The organism is Sedimenticola selenatireducens, assembly GCF_963675335.2.
Lineage (GTDB): Bacteria > Pseudomonadota > Gammaproteobacteria > Chromatiales > Chromatiaceae > Sedimenticola > Sedimenticola selenatireducens.
Genome location: NZ_CAXXYC010000003.1, coordinates 587,958 through 604,192, shown reverse-complemented (window position 1 = coordinate 604,192; position 16,235 = coordinate 587,958). Strand labels below are relative to the sequence as shown.

The 16,235-nt window shown below is 55.1% G+C and carries 15 protein-coding genes and 1 pseudogene; 1 reads left to right on the top strand and 15 read right to left on the bottom strand.

Annotated elements, in window-relative coordinates; genetic code table 11:
• Positions 1 to 13: 13 nt before the first annotated feature.
• The 15 genes from rnhB to rpsB form a co-directional block, all read right to left on the bottom strand.
• Complete coding sequence (rnhB, locus tag ACHZBF_RS06565; protein ID WP_273438984.1) at positions 14 to 592, bottom strand: ribonuclease HII; 579 nt, start codon at positions 590 to 592, stop codon at positions 14 to 16.
• Positions 592 to 1,749: a lipid-A-disaccharide synthase gene (gene lpxB / locus ACHZBF_RS06560; RefSeq protein WP_321527990.1), complete on the bottom strand. Its 1,158-nt coding sequence runs from the start codon at positions 1,747 to 1,749 to the stop codon at positions 592 to 594. The genes rnhB and lpxB overlap by 1 nt, the downstream gene beginning before the upstream one ends.
• Before the next feature lie 215 nt (positions 1,750 to 1,964).
• A complete protein-coding gene (lpxA, locus tag ACHZBF_RS06555) occupies positions 1,965 to 2,735 on the bottom strand; it encodes an acyl-ACP--UDP-N-acetylglucosamine O-acyltransferase (protein WP_029133043.1) in 771 nt (256 codons plus the stop codon).
• Positions 2,732 to 3,172 carry a 3-hydroxyacyl-ACP dehydratase FabZ gene (gene fabZ, locus ACHZBF_RS06550; protein ID WP_084609934.1) on the bottom strand — a complete coding sequence of 147 codons (441 nt, stop codon included), beginning with the start codon at positions 3,170 to 3,172 and terminating at the stop codon, positions 2,732 to 2,734. The genes lpxA and fabZ overlap by 4 nt, the downstream gene beginning before the upstream one ends.
• Positions 3,173 to 3,260: 88 nt before the next feature.
• Positions 3,261 to 4,319, bottom strand: coding sequence for a UDP-3-O-(3-hydroxymyristoyl)glucosamine N-acyltransferase (lpxD, locus tag ACHZBF_RS06545; RefSeq protein WP_321527989.1), 1,059 nt, complete (start codon positions 4,317 to 4,319; stop codon positions 3,261 to 3,263).
• Between the two features lie 9 nt (positions 4,320 to 4,328).
• The gene (locus ACHZBF_RS06540; protein WP_321527988.1) at positions 4,329 to 4,922 is read right to left on the bottom strand and encodes an OmpH/Skp family outer membrane protein; all 594 of its coding nucleotides are present in this window, start codon (positions 4,920 to 4,922) and stop codon (positions 4,329 to 4,331) included.
• The gene (gene bamA / locus ACHZBF_RS06535; protein ID WP_394707552.1) at positions 4,864 to 7,161 is read right to left on the bottom strand and encodes an outer membrane protein assembly factor BamA; all 2,298 of its coding nucleotides are present in this window, start codon (positions 7,159 to 7,161) and stop codon (positions 4,864 to 4,866) included. The genes ACHZBF_RS06540 and bamA overlap by 59 nt, the downstream gene beginning before the upstream one ends.
• 278 nt (positions 7,162 to 7,439) lie before the next feature.
• Positions 7,440 to 8,852: an RIP metalloprotease RseP gene (rseP, locus tag ACHZBF_RS06530; RefSeq protein WP_321527986.1), complete on the bottom strand. Its 1,413-nt coding sequence runs from the start codon at positions 8,850 to 8,852 to the stop codon at positions 7,440 to 7,442.
• Between the two features lie 10 nt (positions 8,853 to 8,862).
• Positions 8,863 to 10,041 carry a 1-deoxy-D-xylulose-5-phosphate reductoisomerase gene (gene ispC, locus ACHZBF_RS06525; RefSeq protein ID WP_029133038.1) on the bottom strand — a complete coding sequence of 393 codons (1,179 nt, stop codon included), beginning with the start codon at positions 10,039 to 10,041 and terminating at the stop codon, positions 8,863 to 8,865.
• Positions 10,038 to 10,859: a phosphatidate cytidylyltransferase gene (locus tag ACHZBF_RS06520; protein ID WP_321527985.1), complete on the bottom strand. Its 822-nt coding sequence runs from the start codon at positions 10,857 to 10,859 to the stop codon at positions 10,038 to 10,040. Before ACHZBF_RS06520 ends, ispC begins: the two co-directional genes overlap by 4 nt.
• A gap of 2 nt (positions 10,860 to 10,861) precedes the next feature.
• The gene (locus ACHZBF_RS06515) at positions 10,862 to 11,620 is read right to left on the bottom strand and encodes an isoprenyl transferase (RefSeq protein ID WP_321527984.1); all 759 of its coding nucleotides are present in this window, start codon (positions 11,618 to 11,620) and stop codon (positions 10,862 to 10,864) included.
• 205 nt (positions 11,621 to 11,825) lie between these two features.
• Entirely contained in the window at positions 11,826 to 12,383 is a 558-nt protein-coding gene (gene frr / locus ACHZBF_RS06510) for a ribosome recycling factor (protein WP_029133035.1), read from the bottom strand.
• Positions 12,373 to 13,101, bottom strand: coding sequence for a UMP kinase (gene pyrH, locus ACHZBF_RS06505; protein WP_321527983.1), 729 nt, complete (start codon positions 13,099 to 13,101; stop codon positions 12,373 to 12,375). The genes frr and pyrH overlap by 11 nt, the downstream gene beginning before the upstream one ends.
• 80 nt (positions 13,102 to 13,181) lie before the next feature.
• Positions 13,182 to 14,069, bottom strand: coding sequence for a translation elongation factor Ts (gene tsf / locus ACHZBF_RS06500; protein WP_288106971.1), 888 nt, complete (start codon positions 14,067 to 14,069; stop codon positions 13,182 to 13,184).
• Positions 14,070 to 14,293: 224 nt separating this feature from the next.
• Entirely contained in the window at positions 14,294 to 15,040 is a 747-nt protein-coding gene (rpsB, locus tag ACHZBF_RS06495) for a 30S ribosomal protein S2 (RefSeq protein WP_211245088.1), read from the bottom strand.
• Positions 15,041 to 15,440: 400 nt separating this feature from the next.
• Here rpsB and map point away from each other — a divergent pair.
• Positions 15,441 to 16,232, top strand: a pseudogene (gene map, locus ACHZBF_RS06490) (type I methionyl aminopeptidase); the annotation flags it as partial.
• Between the last annotated feature and the right edge of the window lie 3 nt (positions 16,233 to 16,235).

The following is a 16,235-nucleotide window of genomic DNA, read 5'->3' as shown; positions in this document are numbered from 1 at the left end:
CAATGGAGCATCCTTAACTACCCGACAGGAGCCTTTTTACCGGACCGAAGGAGCGACGGTGGATCGGGCTGACGCCAAGCTCCTGCAGCGCCGCCACATGGAGCTTGGTCGGATAGCCCTTGTGCTTCGCCAGGCCATAGCCCGGATACTGCTGATCCAGCAACACCATCTCCCGGTCCCGTGACACCTTGGCCAGGATTGATGCGGCGCTGATTGCCGGTTCACTGTCGTCACCACCAACGACGGCCTCGGCACTGCACCGGAGATCCGGACAGCGATTGCCATCGATCAGCGCATGGCCTGGCCGGGTAGTGAGTGCCTCAACCGCCCTTTTCATCGCCAGCAGACTGGCATGGAGTATGTTGAGCCGATCGATCTCTTCCACTTCAGCCCGCCCCAGCGCCCAGCAGAGGGCCTTATCCCTGATCTCGTGCGCAAGCTGCTCCCGACGCTTCTCGCTCAGTTTTTTCGAGTCGGCGAGTCCTGTAATGGGCCTATCCGGATGCAATATCACCGCAGCCGCCACCACGGGTCCGGCCAAGGGGCCCCTGCCGACCTCATCCACCCCGGCAATCCAGATCAGATCAGACATTATTCCGCACTCCTGTTTCGTCCTATCAGAGAAAGCACCGCCTCCGCCGCCTTGCGACTCGAGTCCTGCTGCAGAGTCTCGTGCAACTCCCCGTAACGCTGCTGGATATACCTTAGCCGCTCTGGAGACTCCAGCAATTCACTCAGGGCGTCCGCCAGCGCCTCGGGCGTGGCAGCATCCTGAATGAATTCCGGGGCCAGTGCCTCATTCGCAAGCAGGTTGGCCATCGCGACATAGGGTATCTTGACCAGATTGAAGCGATTGACGATCCAGTAAGTGAGTGGATTAAGCCGGTAGGCCACCACCATGGCGCGCCGCAGCAACATCGCCTCGAGGGTGGCGGTACCCGAGGCGGTGAGCACCACATCGGCTGCAATCATCACGGTTCTTGCCTGCCCGTCCACCAGGGTGACCGGCAGATCCGGCGCCTCACGATTGAGCACAGACTCGAATGCCGCTCGAGTGCGCTCATTGATCAGCGGCACCAGAAAATGGGCATCGGGATAACGCTCCGTGAGTTGCAGGGCCGCCCGGATAAAGGTTGCCGACAGCGACTCGATCTCCCCCACCCGGCTACCCGGGAGCATGGCAACCACATGGGGCCGGTCGGTCACGCCCAGCACCGCCCGGGCGGCTGGTCGATCGTTCTGCAGCGGGATTTCATCGGCCAGGGGATGTCCGACATACTGGACCGGCACCTGGTGTTGTTGAAGAAATTCCGCTTCAAAAGGAAAAATGCTCAGCATCAGGTCAACCGCTGCCCGGATTTTCTTGACCCGGCCGGGGCGCCAGGCCCAGACCGTCGGGCTGACATAGTGAACTGTGGGAATTCCCGACTTTTTCAAGGCCGTTTCCAGGCCAAGATTAAAATCCGGCGCATCGATACCGATGAACACATCCGGTGGGGCCTGCAGGAAATGGGTGAGCAACTTTTTGCGTATCGACAGCAACTCAGGGAGATGTTTCAGCACCTCGATCAACCCCATGACCGACAGCCGATCCATGGAGAACAGGCTTCGGCAGCCCTCCCTTATCATTAGCGGACCGCCCACGCCCTCGAAGCGGGCGTCCGGATAGCGCTTTTTGATCTCCCGAATCACCCCGGCGCCCAACAGGTCGCCAGACGGTTCATTGGCAACAATTCCAACTTTCAGCATAGCCGGTTACTTAATCAAAGTTCGTAGGTTGGGGTGAGCTTGCGAACCCCAGGGGGATTTCATGTATGTGCGCCATGATGTTGGGGTTAGTTCCTCACCCCAACCTACGGGTTGGTGCTTTGCAAATGGGGATGAAACCCTCTCATCACCCCACGTCTACCGCTGGCTGAGGAGTTCGAATTCAACCCCGCCGTTAATTCTCAAGACTGTCCGGCTCACCGGGCGATGCCGCGCTCGCTCTGCTCCAGAAAGTCGATATAGAGCCTGATTTCCGGACAGTCCTGCTCGAGCAGACGCAGACTTTCCAGAGCCGCTTCAATAGTGTGCTGCTGCTTGTAGATGATTTTGTAACCACGTTTGATTTGTTGAATCGTCTGGCTGGCAAAATTCCGCCGGCGTAAACCTTCCGAGTTAATACCGCAGGTCCTGGCCGGATGCCCGCTTACTGTGACATAGGGAGGGATATCCTTGTTAATGACCGACCCCATGGCGCAGAAGCTGTGTGCACCGATATGGGAAAACTGATGCGCCATGGTAAAACCGCCCAGAATCGCCCAGTCGCCAATGACTACATGCCCGCCGAGTGATGCGGCATTGGCCATGATAATGTGATCACCCAACTGGCAGTCATGCGCCACGTGGGTATAAGCCATCAACAGATTGTCATTACCGATACGGGTTGCCACCGCATCCTGCGCGGTACCCCGATTGATGGTGGTAAATTCACGGATCACATTGCGGTCGCCAATCTCCAGCCGAGTCTCCTCACCTGCGTATTTCTTGTCCTGAGGGTCCTCACCAACCGAGGCAAACTGGTAGATTTGATTATCCTCACCAATAGTGGTTGGCCCCTTAATCACGGCGTGAGGCCCAATGCGCGTGCCCTTGCCGATACGGACACCGGCACCTATTACGCTAAAAGGTCCTACTGAAACCCCTTCACCCAGCTCGGCTGAGGGGTCAATGGCGGCTTTTGGATCAATCAAGGAGCAAAATCCCGGGCAGTACACATGATTTCCGCAGTAGCGGCGACCTGACCATCCACCTTGGCGGTACATGAGAATATACCAATACCGCGCTTGATTGAATTCTGGTTCACCTCGATCATCAACTGATCACCGGGTTCCACGGGACGCCTGAAACGCGCCTTGTCGATTCCCACGAACAGGTAGACCGTGGTATCGGTTACCGTTTCCGGGTTTGATTCCATCGCCAGCAGACCGGTTGCCTGTGCCATCGCCTCAACGATCAGGACACCGGGCATTACCGGCCGGATGGGAAAATGACCGTTGAAAAAGGGCTCGTTATAGGTAACATTTTTCAACGCCAGCAGCCTGGTGTCCTTCTCAAAATCAAGCACCCGATCTATCAGGAGAAACGGGTAGCGGTGCGGCAACAGGGTCAGCACCTTATTAATATCCATCGTACTCAAATGACTCCCCCTGCCGCTGCAGTAACACTGCCAGCGATCAAGACAAAACAGTTATCGAATCAACTTCATGACGACCGGCCTAAGCCTGATCATCACTATTGTTTTCAGACTTATCGGCCAAGACCTGCTTTTCCAGCGCGCTTAACCGCTGCATAACATTTTCCAGGCGCCTGATTCGGGCAATGGTTTTTCGCCATTCACCATTCGGAACCGCAGGCAGGTTCCCGCTGTAATATCCCGGCTCCTTAAATGAACGGGTAACCAGCGTCTGGCCGGAGAAATGCACATTATCCCCAATCTCCAGATGGCCTGAGAGACCGACCCCCCCGCCCAAGGTACAGTATCTACCAATCGAGGTGGAACCGGCCACGCCGGCACATCCAGCAATTGCCGTGTGTTCGCCAATGCGAACGTTATGGGCAATCTGGATCTGGTTATCCAATCTGACGCCATCGGCGATCACGGTATCCCGCAAGGAACCCCGATCAATCGTGGTATTGGCGCCAATCTCTACATCATCGCCAATCCTGGCAATACCGATCTGCGGCACTTTTACCCATGCACCTTGGTCATTGGCATTGCCAAATCCATCACTGCCGATGACCGCCCCGGGGTGTATCAGCACCCTTTTGCCGATTACCGTGCCGGAGCAGATGGTTACATTGGCAACCAGACGGCTGTTTTCACCAATGAAGCTATCGTCATCGACCACGCAACCCGGACCAATCCTGACACCCGACCGAATCTGCACATTTTCCCCAATGACGGCGCAGGGTCCCACCCAGGCGTCAGGATCAACATTCGCACTAGCGGAGATAACGGCCGATATGTGAACACCCCCCGCCACATCCGACACGGGATAAAGCAGAGAGGCCACCCGGGCGTAGGTGAGATAGGGATTATCGGAGATCAGTCCGGCAGTCCGGGAGTATGCCGCATCTTCCCGGGACAGAATTACCGCGGATGCTTCTGTTTTCGATAAGTAGTGGCGATATTTGCTGTTAGCCAGAAAACAGATCGCACCTTTGGTTGCATCCTGTATGGTATCGGCATGGGTAATGCGCACCTCGCCGTCACCCAGTAACTCAACCCCTGCATGTGCAGCCAGATCCGCCAGGCGAAACACCACTCCGTTCACTGGCCTACCCTATTTGGACGTTTTGTGGAGCTCTTCAAGGCGTTGTAAAACTTTAGTTGTAAGATCAACACGTTTATTGAAATAGGCCACTCCGTCGGTCAGGATTACGTCAACCTTTTCCTCTTCGCCAATCTGGCTGACCACTTCGCCAACCTTGCGCAACAGGCGATTGACCGCTTCATTTCGACGCAGATTGGCATCTTCACGAAATTCCGCCCGTGATGTGGTCAGTTGACGACGGCGTGAACGGATATCGTTCTCAAGCCTTTTGGCCTCTTCCGCACTCATCACCGCAGCATCGCGGGCCAGCTTGTCCTCAAGCTGTTTCAGCTGTTTCGCCTTGGCAATCAGGTCCTGATCCCGCGCCTGAAACTCTTTTTTCAGCGAATTGCTGATTGCCTCAGACTGTGGCGATTTTTCCATCACCTTATTCAGATCAACAACGCCAACCTTAAAATCGGCTGCGTTCGCGACCGAAATCAGACTGAACAGTAAAATCGCAAGAATACTTAGGACTGACTTCTTCAATTTTATCTCCTGATGCTTAAAATGCGGTGCCGAAGGTGAACTGGAATATCTCAGTCTCATCACCCGGTTTTTCATTGAGTGGAACACCCAGGCTCACGCCCAGCGCACCCATGGGAGAGAGCCAGAAGGCCGAGGCCCCGGCAGAGTACCTCAGCTCACCCAGATCTATATCGTTCCCGCCATTGGTGGAAAATACATTACCCGCATCAAAAAACAGCCCCAGCCGGATAGTTTTCTCCATCAGCTTGAAGGGTGCCGGGAAGAACAGTTCGGCATTACCGACAACCTTGACGTTGCCGCCAAGCGCGTCGTTATTTGGTGTGTCACGGGGACCCAAGCTGTAGTCCTTGTAGCCCCTGACCGTCTTGATGCCGCCGGCAAAGAAGTTCTCCCACAAGGGCAACTGTGAGGTGTCGCCGTAGACGTCACCATAGGCGAGATCCCCGTTGAGCGCCAGGGTAAAGGCGCTATTCAAAGGGAAATAGCGTTTATGTCGATAGGCGATTTTATAGTACTCCAGATCACTGCCCGGCATGGTCGCTGACGCGCTCAGGCTCTGCATCCCCCCTTTGGTGGGCATCAGGGAGGAGTCACGGGAATCCCGACTCCAGCTGGTACCGAGCTTGAAATCGAGGAAGGTATCGCCGTTTTCGGTCTCGAATGCAACCACTTCAGTCGATGCGTCATCCGCCGGCTTGTAGGTGGTGTGCATCAGATCCATGGTGAAATTCACCCGGTCCGTCTCGGTGATTGGTACACCGAACACCACGCCGGCCACACCTGTATCGGTCAGGTATCTGGCCGTATCCACCTCGTCAAAGTCGGTTTTCTGATAACTCAGGTTAAACCCGCGGCTGATGCCATCCACGGTATAGTAGGGATTGACATAACCGATCCGGTAGTGAGTACTGGAGTCACTGTTATCAAATGCCAGGGAGACCTGCTTGCCCGTTCCCAGGAAGTTCCTTTGGGTAAGGCTGGTGCTGAAAATAAAACCGTCGGACTGGGAGAAACCGATGCCCGCCATCAGATTGCCCATCGGCTTTTCCACCACTGTGAGATTCACATCCACCTGATCGGTGGAACCCGGCACGGCGGGAGTCTCCACGTTAACCTCGTCGAAAAACCCCAGCCGCTGCAGACGTTCACGCGAACGGGTCACCTGCTCTGCAGAGTACCAGGCGGACTCGAGCTGGCGCATTTCACGACGCAAGACTTCATCACGGGTATCGCTGTTGCCCTTCATGTTGATGCGGCGGACATAGACCCGCTTTCCGGGATCAACAAAGTAGGTGACAGCCACCTGTTTCTTCTCTTCGTCAATATCCGGGATGCTGTTTACATTGGCGAATGCATAGCCGTTATTACCCAGCAGGGTATTGATGCGCTCCGCGCTGCCAATCACCTGTTTTCTGGAGAACACTTCGCCCCGAACCAGATGAATCATGGGAAAAAAGGCTTCCTTGGGCAATACCAGATCGCCGGTCAGGAGGATATCGTTAATGGTGTATACATCACCCTCTTCGATATTGACCGTGACATAGATATCCTTTTTGTCCGGGGTAATGGAGACCTGTGTCGAGGTGATCTTGAAATTGATATAGCCGCGGTCCAGGTAGAACGAGCGCAGCTTCTCCAGATCGCCCGAGAGCTTCTGCCGGGAGTACTGGTCATCCTTGGTAAAGGAGGAAAGGAAGCCTGTCGTGTTCAGGGAGAACTCATCCAGCAGATCCTCTTCATCAAAGGCACTGTTGCCGATGATGTTGATTTTCTTGATTCTGGCCGTTCCACCTTCCGAAATATCAATATTGATCGCCACCCGGTTACGTTCAAGCGGCGTCACGGTAGATGAAAGCTTGACGGCATATTTACCAAGATTGAAATACTGCCGCTGCAATTCCTGCTCAATCTTATCCAATACCGAACGATTGAACACCCGGCCTTCCGCGAGACCGATATCCTTCAGCGCCAGCAGCAGCGGTTCAGTCTCAAGTGATTTGTTTCCTTCAATCTCGATTTTGGCGATCGCGGGGCGTTCGGTCACAAAGACGATCAGCACATCCCCTTGCCGCTCCAGCTTTACATCCTTGAAAAAACCGGTCTTATAGAGCACACGGATGATCTCTCCCGTCTCATCGGACTCGATCTGTTGACCAATCTTTACCGGTAAATAGTTAAAGACCGTTCCCGGTGAGATACGCTGGAGTCCATCAACCCGAATATCCTTCACCACAAAGGTTTCACCAAGAACCAATTGAGGAAGCAGCAGGATGACAAGGAGCAGCAAAAATCGAGACTGAGTAACCAGATTCATATTGTCTTTATAAGATTTTGTTATTTTAAGTCTGTCCATGACAACAGAGCCTCTCATCATACCGGAATCTGGATTAACCATTGCTGATCCTGTTAACTCCAGGGTAGATGGCGGCCGCGAAATATGATCTCTTTAAGACAAACCAAAAAGATGATCGTAAGGCACTGATAATAATAACCTTTACAAATTACACGCATCCGACTAGAGGACCCGCGAACAGGAAAAGTGCCCTAGTATAAATAATCTTTCCACCACGCCCAAGGGGCAGACCAAATTAATTACGAATTGAACAGGCGCGTGATATCCACATAGAACGCCAGGGTCATCAGGCCCAGCAGAATCGCCAACCCGATTCGCTGTCCGAAGGCCTGTGCGGCCTCGGAAACCGGACTCCCCTTGATCGCCTCTACCAGGAAGTAGAACAGGTGCCCGCCATCCAGTATCGGAACCGGCAGTAGATTAAGCACGCCCAGACTGATACTGACCAGAGCCAAAAACTTGAGGAACTGGGTAAGCCCGAAACTCGCCGTCCGACCTGCGGTCTGGGCTATCGAAATAGGCCCGCTGAGGTTTCTGACAGAGATCTCTCCAGTCAACATCCTGCCGAGCATTTTCAGCATAAACAGTGACATATCTCCGGTCTTGACTGCGGCCATGGCCACCGCATCCAGAGGGCCATACCGCACCTCCACCCGGTAGTCATCGAACAGCCCCTCAGGCACATGGGGTCCCGCACCTATCCGCCCGACAGTCTGGTCACCACGTGTCATCTGGCCGACAATGAGCTTGATCCGATGCTCCGCACCTGCGCGGGAAATCTCCATTTCAACCAGTGATGCCGGGTGTTTCTGGATGTAGTCGACCAGTTCGGACCAGGAGTTCACCTCCTGATTGTCGACCGAAATAACCCGATCACCGACTTCAATGCCGGCGGATTCGGCCGCCTCCCCCGCCACAACCTGGCCGATAACCGGCTCAATCACCGGTCGTTTTGGCGACAGGCCAATACGCTCCAGTAACCGGCCGTCCTCAGCCAATCCCAGCAGACGACCACCCGGCAATATGCGCAACTGCTCAAGACCGGCAACATCCCGCACCTTGACGACCACATCATCGCCCGAGGTGGCATCCGTCAGCAGCGTGTAAACGGCGGCTTCCCAGGTGGGGGTCAAGGTATCACCCACGGAAAGAATCTCATCATCGGCGCTGAATCCCGCCTCGGCGGCGATGGTCGCCTCGGTCACCTGACCGATCCAGGGGCGAGAACCGGTATCCCCATACACACCGATAAACCAGAAGGCCAGCAGGGCAAAGGCAAAATTGAACAGTGGCCCGGCCGCAACAATCGCCGAACGAACCGCAACTGATTGTCTGTTGAAGGCCTGGCTCAGATAACGCGGGGGGACATCCCCCTCGCGCTCATCGAGCATTTTCACATAGCCGCCCAAGGGTATCGCCGCCACCACATACTCGGTCCCCAGATCCGCCTCGGAGAGTCGAACACCTTCCGACGCATCAGGTGATGACGCCCGCCCACGGAATGTCAGCAACGGTTTTCCGAATCCGATGGAAAACCGTAACACCTTGACACCCAGTTTTCTGGCGACCCAGAAGTGCCCGAACTCGTGAACCGCGATCAGGATTCCGAGGGCAACAACGAACGATGCAACTGTAAATAGAAATGAAGACATGGCGATTAGCTCAGACCCTGTTACGGATCAATTGTTCCGCCCGCCGGCGGGCCGACTCATCAATCGCAAGCAGGGTATCCAGATCGGCACCATGCTCTCCCGGCAGGGTATCGAGTACCGAACCAATCACCCCGGGGATATCGGTAAATCGCAGTTTTCCGGAAAGAAAAGCATCCACAGCCATCTCATTGGCCGCATTCAGGATAGCCGGGCTGGTACCGCCCGCCTCGATCGCTTCATAGGCAAGCCGGAGACAGGCAAACCGCTCCAGACTGGGCGGCTCAAAATCGAGTCGAGCCACATCAAACAGATCCAGAGGGGCCACCCCGGATTCGATGCGCTCCGGCCACGCCAGAGCATGGGCGATCGGGGTACGCATATCGGGATTGCCCAGTTGCGCGAGCACCGAGCCATCCGTATAGGCAACCATGGAGTGAATAACGCTTTGCGGATGCAACACCACCTTGATCCGGTCCGGCGTCGTATGGAACAGCCAGCAGGCCTCAATCACCTCCAGACCCTTGTTCATCATGGTGGCGGAATCCACCGATATCTTGCGCCCCATATCCCAGTTGGGGTGGGCACAGGCCTGATCCGGTGTCACGTCCTGAAGCTGATCCAGCGAGAGTGTGCGAAAAGGCCCTCCGGATGCCGTCAACAGGATGCGGGAAACACCCACCTGGTCCAACCCGTGCGAGAAATCGGCCGGCATGCACTGAAATACCGCATTATGCTCGCTGTCGATCGGCAGGATTTCCGCCCCGCCCTGCTCAACGGCCTGCATGAACAGCTCACCAGCCACTACCAGCGCCTCTTTATTGGCCAGCAACACCCGCTTGCCCGCCCTGGCCGCCGCCAGTGTCGGCAACAGACCGGCAGCACCGACAATGGCCGCCATGACATAGTGGGCATCGGAAATAGAGGCGACATGTTCCAGTCCCTCCACGCCGGCCAGCACATTGATCGACGATCCCGCCTCCTTGAGCCGTTGCTCCAGGCTGAGCGCCGCATCTCGATGCGCCATGACTGCATAATCCGGCCGAAACTGCAGGCACTGCCGGTAGAGCCCATCCACATCCCGGTTGGCAGTCAGGGCAACGATACGATACCGGTCCGGGTGTCGCGCAACCACATCCAGCGTGCTGATACCGATAGAACCGGTCGAGCCCAATACTGTCAAGCCGATCACCTGCCACCCCCAAGTAACAACAGTCCCAGGGTAAACACCGGCGCCACCGCTGTCAGACTGTCAATTCTATCCAGTATACCCCCATGACCGGGCAGTAGATTACCGCTGTCCTTAATACCGGCCTGTCGTTTCAGCAGACTTTCGAACAGATCGCCAACCACCGACACCAGGCAAACCAGCAGGCAGAGCGTTACAACCTGGGATACGGTACCCGTTTCCGGGCGCAACCAGATCAACAGCCCGCTCCACAACGCGACTGCAGCCAGGGCACCGTAGACACCCTCGCGGGTCTTTTTCGGGCTGATATGGGGGGACAGCTTGATCTTTCCCCACTGTCTGCCGGCAAAGTAGGCGCCGGTATCGGCCACCCAGGAGAGCGACAGGGCAAATAGCACCAGAGCAGGTCCCTGGGGACCATAGTTATGCAGATAGACCAGTGCCGCCCAGGTGGGCAACAGCACAAAATAACCGATCAGCAGTTTGACTGGTCGGCCTGGCTCAAGCGGTTTCTCCGGCCGATAACGGATAATTATCAAGCTGATCACAAACCAGCCGAAGGCGGCACCCGCAAACAATCCCAAACTCACCCACTGGTTAGGCAAGACAACGTAGAGTACTGCCATGGCCAGCGCCATGGTCAGCAGATAGAAAATTCGTTCAGGGAATTTCGTAAACTCAGCCAGCCGCGTCCATTCATCCGTCCCCAGGAGAATCACTGCGGCCAACAAAAGGGCGAAGCCCGTGGTCGGCAGGTAGAGCACCCCTCCAATCACCAGTGGCAACAGAACCAGTGCGGTTAAAATCCGATGCAGTAGCATAATCAGTCTGTCGGATCAGGGGATGTGTGGGTTGGCACCTGCTCCCCGGTCATACCGAAACGCCGTTGGCGGCCGGCATAATAGTGAAGTGCGTTATCGAAAGCTCCAGCATCAAAATCCGGCCAGTAGTCATCGGTAAAATAGAGTTCGGTATAAGCGGATTGCCAAAGCATGAAATTGCTGATGCGCTGTTCACCCCCGGTCCTGATAAACAGATCCGGATCGGGCAAATCAGAAAAGGAGAGCGCGGAGGCTATGGCAGACTCGGTGATCTGATCCGCCGACAATTCACCAGACTCCACTCTTTTGGCCAGATGCCTGACCGCCTGAACGATATCCCAGCGACCACCATAATTGGCGGCAATTTGCAGCACCAGGCCATCGTTGCCGGCCGTGTCAGCTTCGGCAGAAGCGATACGCTGCTGAAGTTTCCCGGAAAATGCACTGCGATCGCCGATGACCCGCAGCTGGACATTGTTACGATTTAAACGCTTTACTTCACGCTGTAAGGCCACCATAAAAAGATCCATCAGCAGGGTGACCTCTTTTTGTGGCCGTTTCCAGTTTTCGCTGCTGAAGGCGAATAGTGTAAGCACCTCAATACCGTGCTTTACCGACTGCTCCACGCTGGTACGGACCGATTTGACACCCGCCTGATGTCCGGCATGGCGAGGCAGCTTTCGCTGCGCTGCCCACCGGCCGTTGCCATCCATTACTATGGCGACATGCCGTGGCAACCGGGTCACTCCATCAACCTCCATTAAACCCAGAATCCTCTGTCCGCTGCTGCATTGTGTAGATTGTCTGTTATCTAACTTTAAGGGGTCAGAGCCAGATTTGCACAACCTCCCCGGATTCCATTCCGGGAACTGATCGCAAATTCGACTTTGACCCCGGGTACCTCGTCGGCATAGTGCGCCCTGGATATAGAGCGGGCCATACCCGTCAGCAATCCGATGTATCAGGTCAGATCGACATCAGATCCTTCTCTTTGACCGCAAGATGCTCATCAATCTCTTTGATGTGCTGGTCGGTCAGTTTCTGAATTATCTCCTGGCCGCGCCGCTCGTCATCCTCAGAGATCAGCTTCTCTTTTACCAGGTTTTTCAGTTCACTGTTGGCATCACGCCGAATATTCCGCACCGCAACCCGGGCCTGTTCGGCTTCTCCACGCACAACCCGGATCAGATCTTTTCTGCGCTCTTCGGTCAGCGGCGGCAGCGGCACCCGGATAACCGTTCCGGCGGAATTCGGATTCAGACCGAGATCGGAATTCATGATCGCCTTCTCGATGGTTTGCACCATATTCTTTTCCCACGGGGTGATAGCCAGGGTACGGGCATCATCCACCGTGACATTGGCTACCTGGCTGAGCGGTACATCGGAACCATAGTATGAGACCGTGAGGTGGTCCAGCAGACTGGGGTGTGCCCGGCCCGTCCGCACCTTTGCCAGTTCATGATCCAGTGCATCTACACTTTTTCCCATGCGCGTAGTCGCGTCTTTTTTTATGTCATCGATCATTTCCACTCTCCACAAGGGAACCGATTTCTTCGCCTTTCACCAGACGCAGCAAGGCACCCGGGGTATTGATATTCATTATCCGCAATGGCATACCGTTATCGCGACACAATACTATTGCCGTCGCATCCATCACCTTCAGGTCATCAGCCAGCGCCTTATCATAGCTGATGCGGGGGTAAAATTCGGCCTTGGGATCTTTCATCGGGTCGGCCGAATATACCCCGTCGACCTTGGTTGCCTTGATCATCAGGTCGGCATCGATTTCGATTGCCCGCAGACTGGCAGCCGAATCGGTGGTAAAGAACGGATTGCCCGTACCGGCGGCAAACAGCACGACTACGCCATCTTCCAGGTATTCCACTGCCTTCCTGCGTACGTACGTCTCACACACCTGCTCCATACTGATGGCGGACATGGTACGGGCAGCAACACCCAGCTTCAACAGTGAATTCTGCATGGCCAGGGCGTTCATCACCGTCGCCAGCATACCCATATGATCACCGGAAACCCGGTCCATACCGGCTTTGGCGAGCCCTTCACCACGAAAAATGTTCCCGCCGCCAATCACCAGGCCAACCTGAATGCCGGAGTCAACAAGTCCTTTGATATCTTCAGCCACCCTGGCAATCACTTCAGGGTCAATACCGAAAGCTCCCGCACCCATTAACGCTTCACCACTCAATTTGAGCAGGATGCGCCGGCAGATCAACTCAGACATACGGATTCTCTAAAATATTCTGTTCAAGGAAAGGTAAAGATAAAAACAGTCCCGGGAGACCGGGACTGTTTTCACTTCACTTATTCACCGCGGACCTGCGCCATTACCTCGTCGGCGAAGTTTTCCTGCTTCTTTTCGATTCCCTCGCCTACCTCAAACCGCTTGAAGCCGTTGACGGTGGCACCGACACCGGCGAGCAGTTTTTCCACAGTGGTATCCGGGTCCTTGATAAAAGCCTGACCCAACAGGGTGATCTCGGACAAGTACTTGCGCACCCGACCGTCAACGATCTTGTCCACGATATTTTCCGGCTTGCCGCTTTCCAGCGCCTGTACCTTGAAGATTTCGCGCTCTTTTTCCACCAGATCAGCGGGCACCTGCTCCTCGGAGACGCAGGTTGGATTGCTCGCGGCCACATGCATGGCAATGTCCTTCGCCAAATCGTCGTCCCCGCCTTCGATATCCACCACCACGCCGATGCGCGAGCCGTGACTGTAGCTGGCCAGGCGGCCATTGGCGGACTCGAAGCGCTCAAACCGGCGAACATTCATATTCTCGCCAATCTTTACGATGAGTGCTTCACGAGCGGTATTTACCGTGGTCTCTTCCCCATCGTGCAGCGGGGCATTCAGCAGCTCTTCAACGGTGGCCACTTCCGATGCCAGGGCACGCTGTGCCACGGCGTTGGCAAAAGAGGTGAAATTCTCATCCTTGGCAACAAAATCGGTTTCACAGTTGACTTCAACCATGACACCCTTTTTGTTGTCATCGGTCATCTGGATGACTATCAGGCCGTCAGCAGCGGTGCGCCCTGCCTTTTTGGCAGCCTTTGCCTGTCCTGATTTACGCATGTTTTCGATGGCCGCATCGATATCGCCATTGGTCTCGACCAATGCCTTCTTGCATTCCATCATGCCGGAACCGGTCCGTTCACGCAGTTCCTTTACCAGAGAGGCTGTAATCGCCATGATTCGTAATTCCTCGCTTATTTAAAGCTAGTAAGTAGATAGCGGCTTGAAACCCGAACAGTCGTGCAATGCTAAATCGGATGATGTGATATGCGCATCGCCGTGTCCGGATAGGCACCTCAGCGGTTTTGTTAAGCTAACGGAGTAGTCGCTATCAGTTAAAGTGGGCGGGCGCCTGATGAGCAGGGCCCGCCTGGTTTTCCGACAAAGCCGGCAGGCAGTTGTTATTCTGCTGCCTTGGCCTTCTCTTCAGGGACTTCGACGAACTCGTCAACGCTGCCCTCTTTGCCACCCAGATGGGCCGCACTGGCACGTCCTTCCAGAACTGCCGCCGCGGCGCCCTGCACATAGAGCTGAATCGCACGGATGGCGTCATCGTTGCCCGGGATCACGTAGTCAATGTTGTCGGGGTTGTTGTTGGTATCCACCACACCAACCACGGGAATACCCAACTTGCGGGCTTCAGCGACGGCAATATCCTCGTGTCCGGTATCGATCACGAACAGCACGTCCGGCAGGCTGTTCATCTCCTTGATGCCGCCCAGGCTGCGATCAAGCTTTTCCATTTCGCGACGCAGGCCAAGGGCCTCTTTCTTGTTGAAACGCTCAATGGTGCCGTCTTCAAACATCGCTTCAAGATCCTTCAAGCGCTTGATGCGCTGTTTGATGGTCTTGAAGTTGGTCAGCATGCCGCCCAGCCAGCGGTGGTTCACATAGGGCATGCCACAGCGTGTCGCCTCTTCCTTGATGGTTTCGCTGGCAGCGCGCTTGGTACCGACAAATAGAATCTTGCCGCCATTTGCAGCCAGCGAACCCATGAAATTCATGGCTTCTTTGTACAGTGGAAGGGTCTTGTCAAGATTCATAATATGAATCTTGTTGCGATGACCGAAGATGTAGGCCCCCATTTTGGGGTTCCAATAGCGGGTCTGATGACCGAAGTGCACGCCAGCCTCAAGCATCTGACGCATCGAGATGTTGCTCATGTATTGCTCCGAATTGTACGGGTTAGTCCTCCACGTACCCCAACTGGCGACCCGGTTTCCCGGGCACCCCGACAGCTGTGCCGGTACGTGTGTGAAGTAGTTCGGCGGATGCTATCCTGCCGTCCCTGGCCCTCCACAAGTTGCGGTTGACGGACCAAGGGCGCGTTTTATACCACAGAAGCCGCAGTGCGACAATCGGCATCGGCCGGAAAACAGCGCCTGACACACTCCGACATCACAGTCACGGAAATAAATTCAACCCCATGGCAAGCAGAGATGAATGTGGCAAAATTAACCTTTACAATAGGTATTTATAGCATTAAGCCTGAAAATTGAACCGATAGTCAGGTAACAGCGCCTTTCAGAAACCACAGGATACGCAACGAGTATGAGTGTAATCGTCAAAACCCCCGAAGAGATCGAAAAGATGCGGGTATCCGGCCGGCTGGCGGCCGAGGTGCTGGAGATGATTGCTCCTTATGTGCAACCCGGTATCACCACGGATGAACTGGATCAGCGGTGCCATGACTATATCATCAACGTACAGAACGCCATTCCCGCCCCGCTCAACTATCGCGGCTTTCCCAAGTCCATCTGCACCTCGGTAAATCATCAGGTCTGCCATGGAATACCAGGGAATAAAAAGCTTAAGAACGGCGATATTATCAATATTGATATCACCACTATCAAGGATGGCTTTCATGGCGATACCAGCAAGATGTTCCTGGTCGGTGACGCCTCAATTCTTGCCAGGAGACTGACCAAGGTGACCTACGAGGCACTCTGGCTCGGCATCAACCAGGTAAAACCGGGCGCCCACCTGGGAGATATCGGCCACATCATCCAGCAATATGCCGAATCCCATAACTACTCGGTGGTGCATGAATATTGCGGACATGGGATCGGTCGCGGTTTTCATGAGGACCCCCAGGTGCTCCATTATGGATCACCAGGAACCGGTATCAAGCTGCTTCCCGGGATGTGCTTTACCATCGAACCCATGATCAATGCCGGCAAACGCCAGGTCAAGATGCTGCCGGATGGCTGGACAGTGGTCACCAAGGATCGCAGTCTGTCCGCCCAATGGGAACACACCATTCTGGTAACCGAAACGGGTTATGAGGTACTCACCCTGCGAGACGAGGAGCGGGAACAGCCTGCCCAGTCCATTGCCTGACTC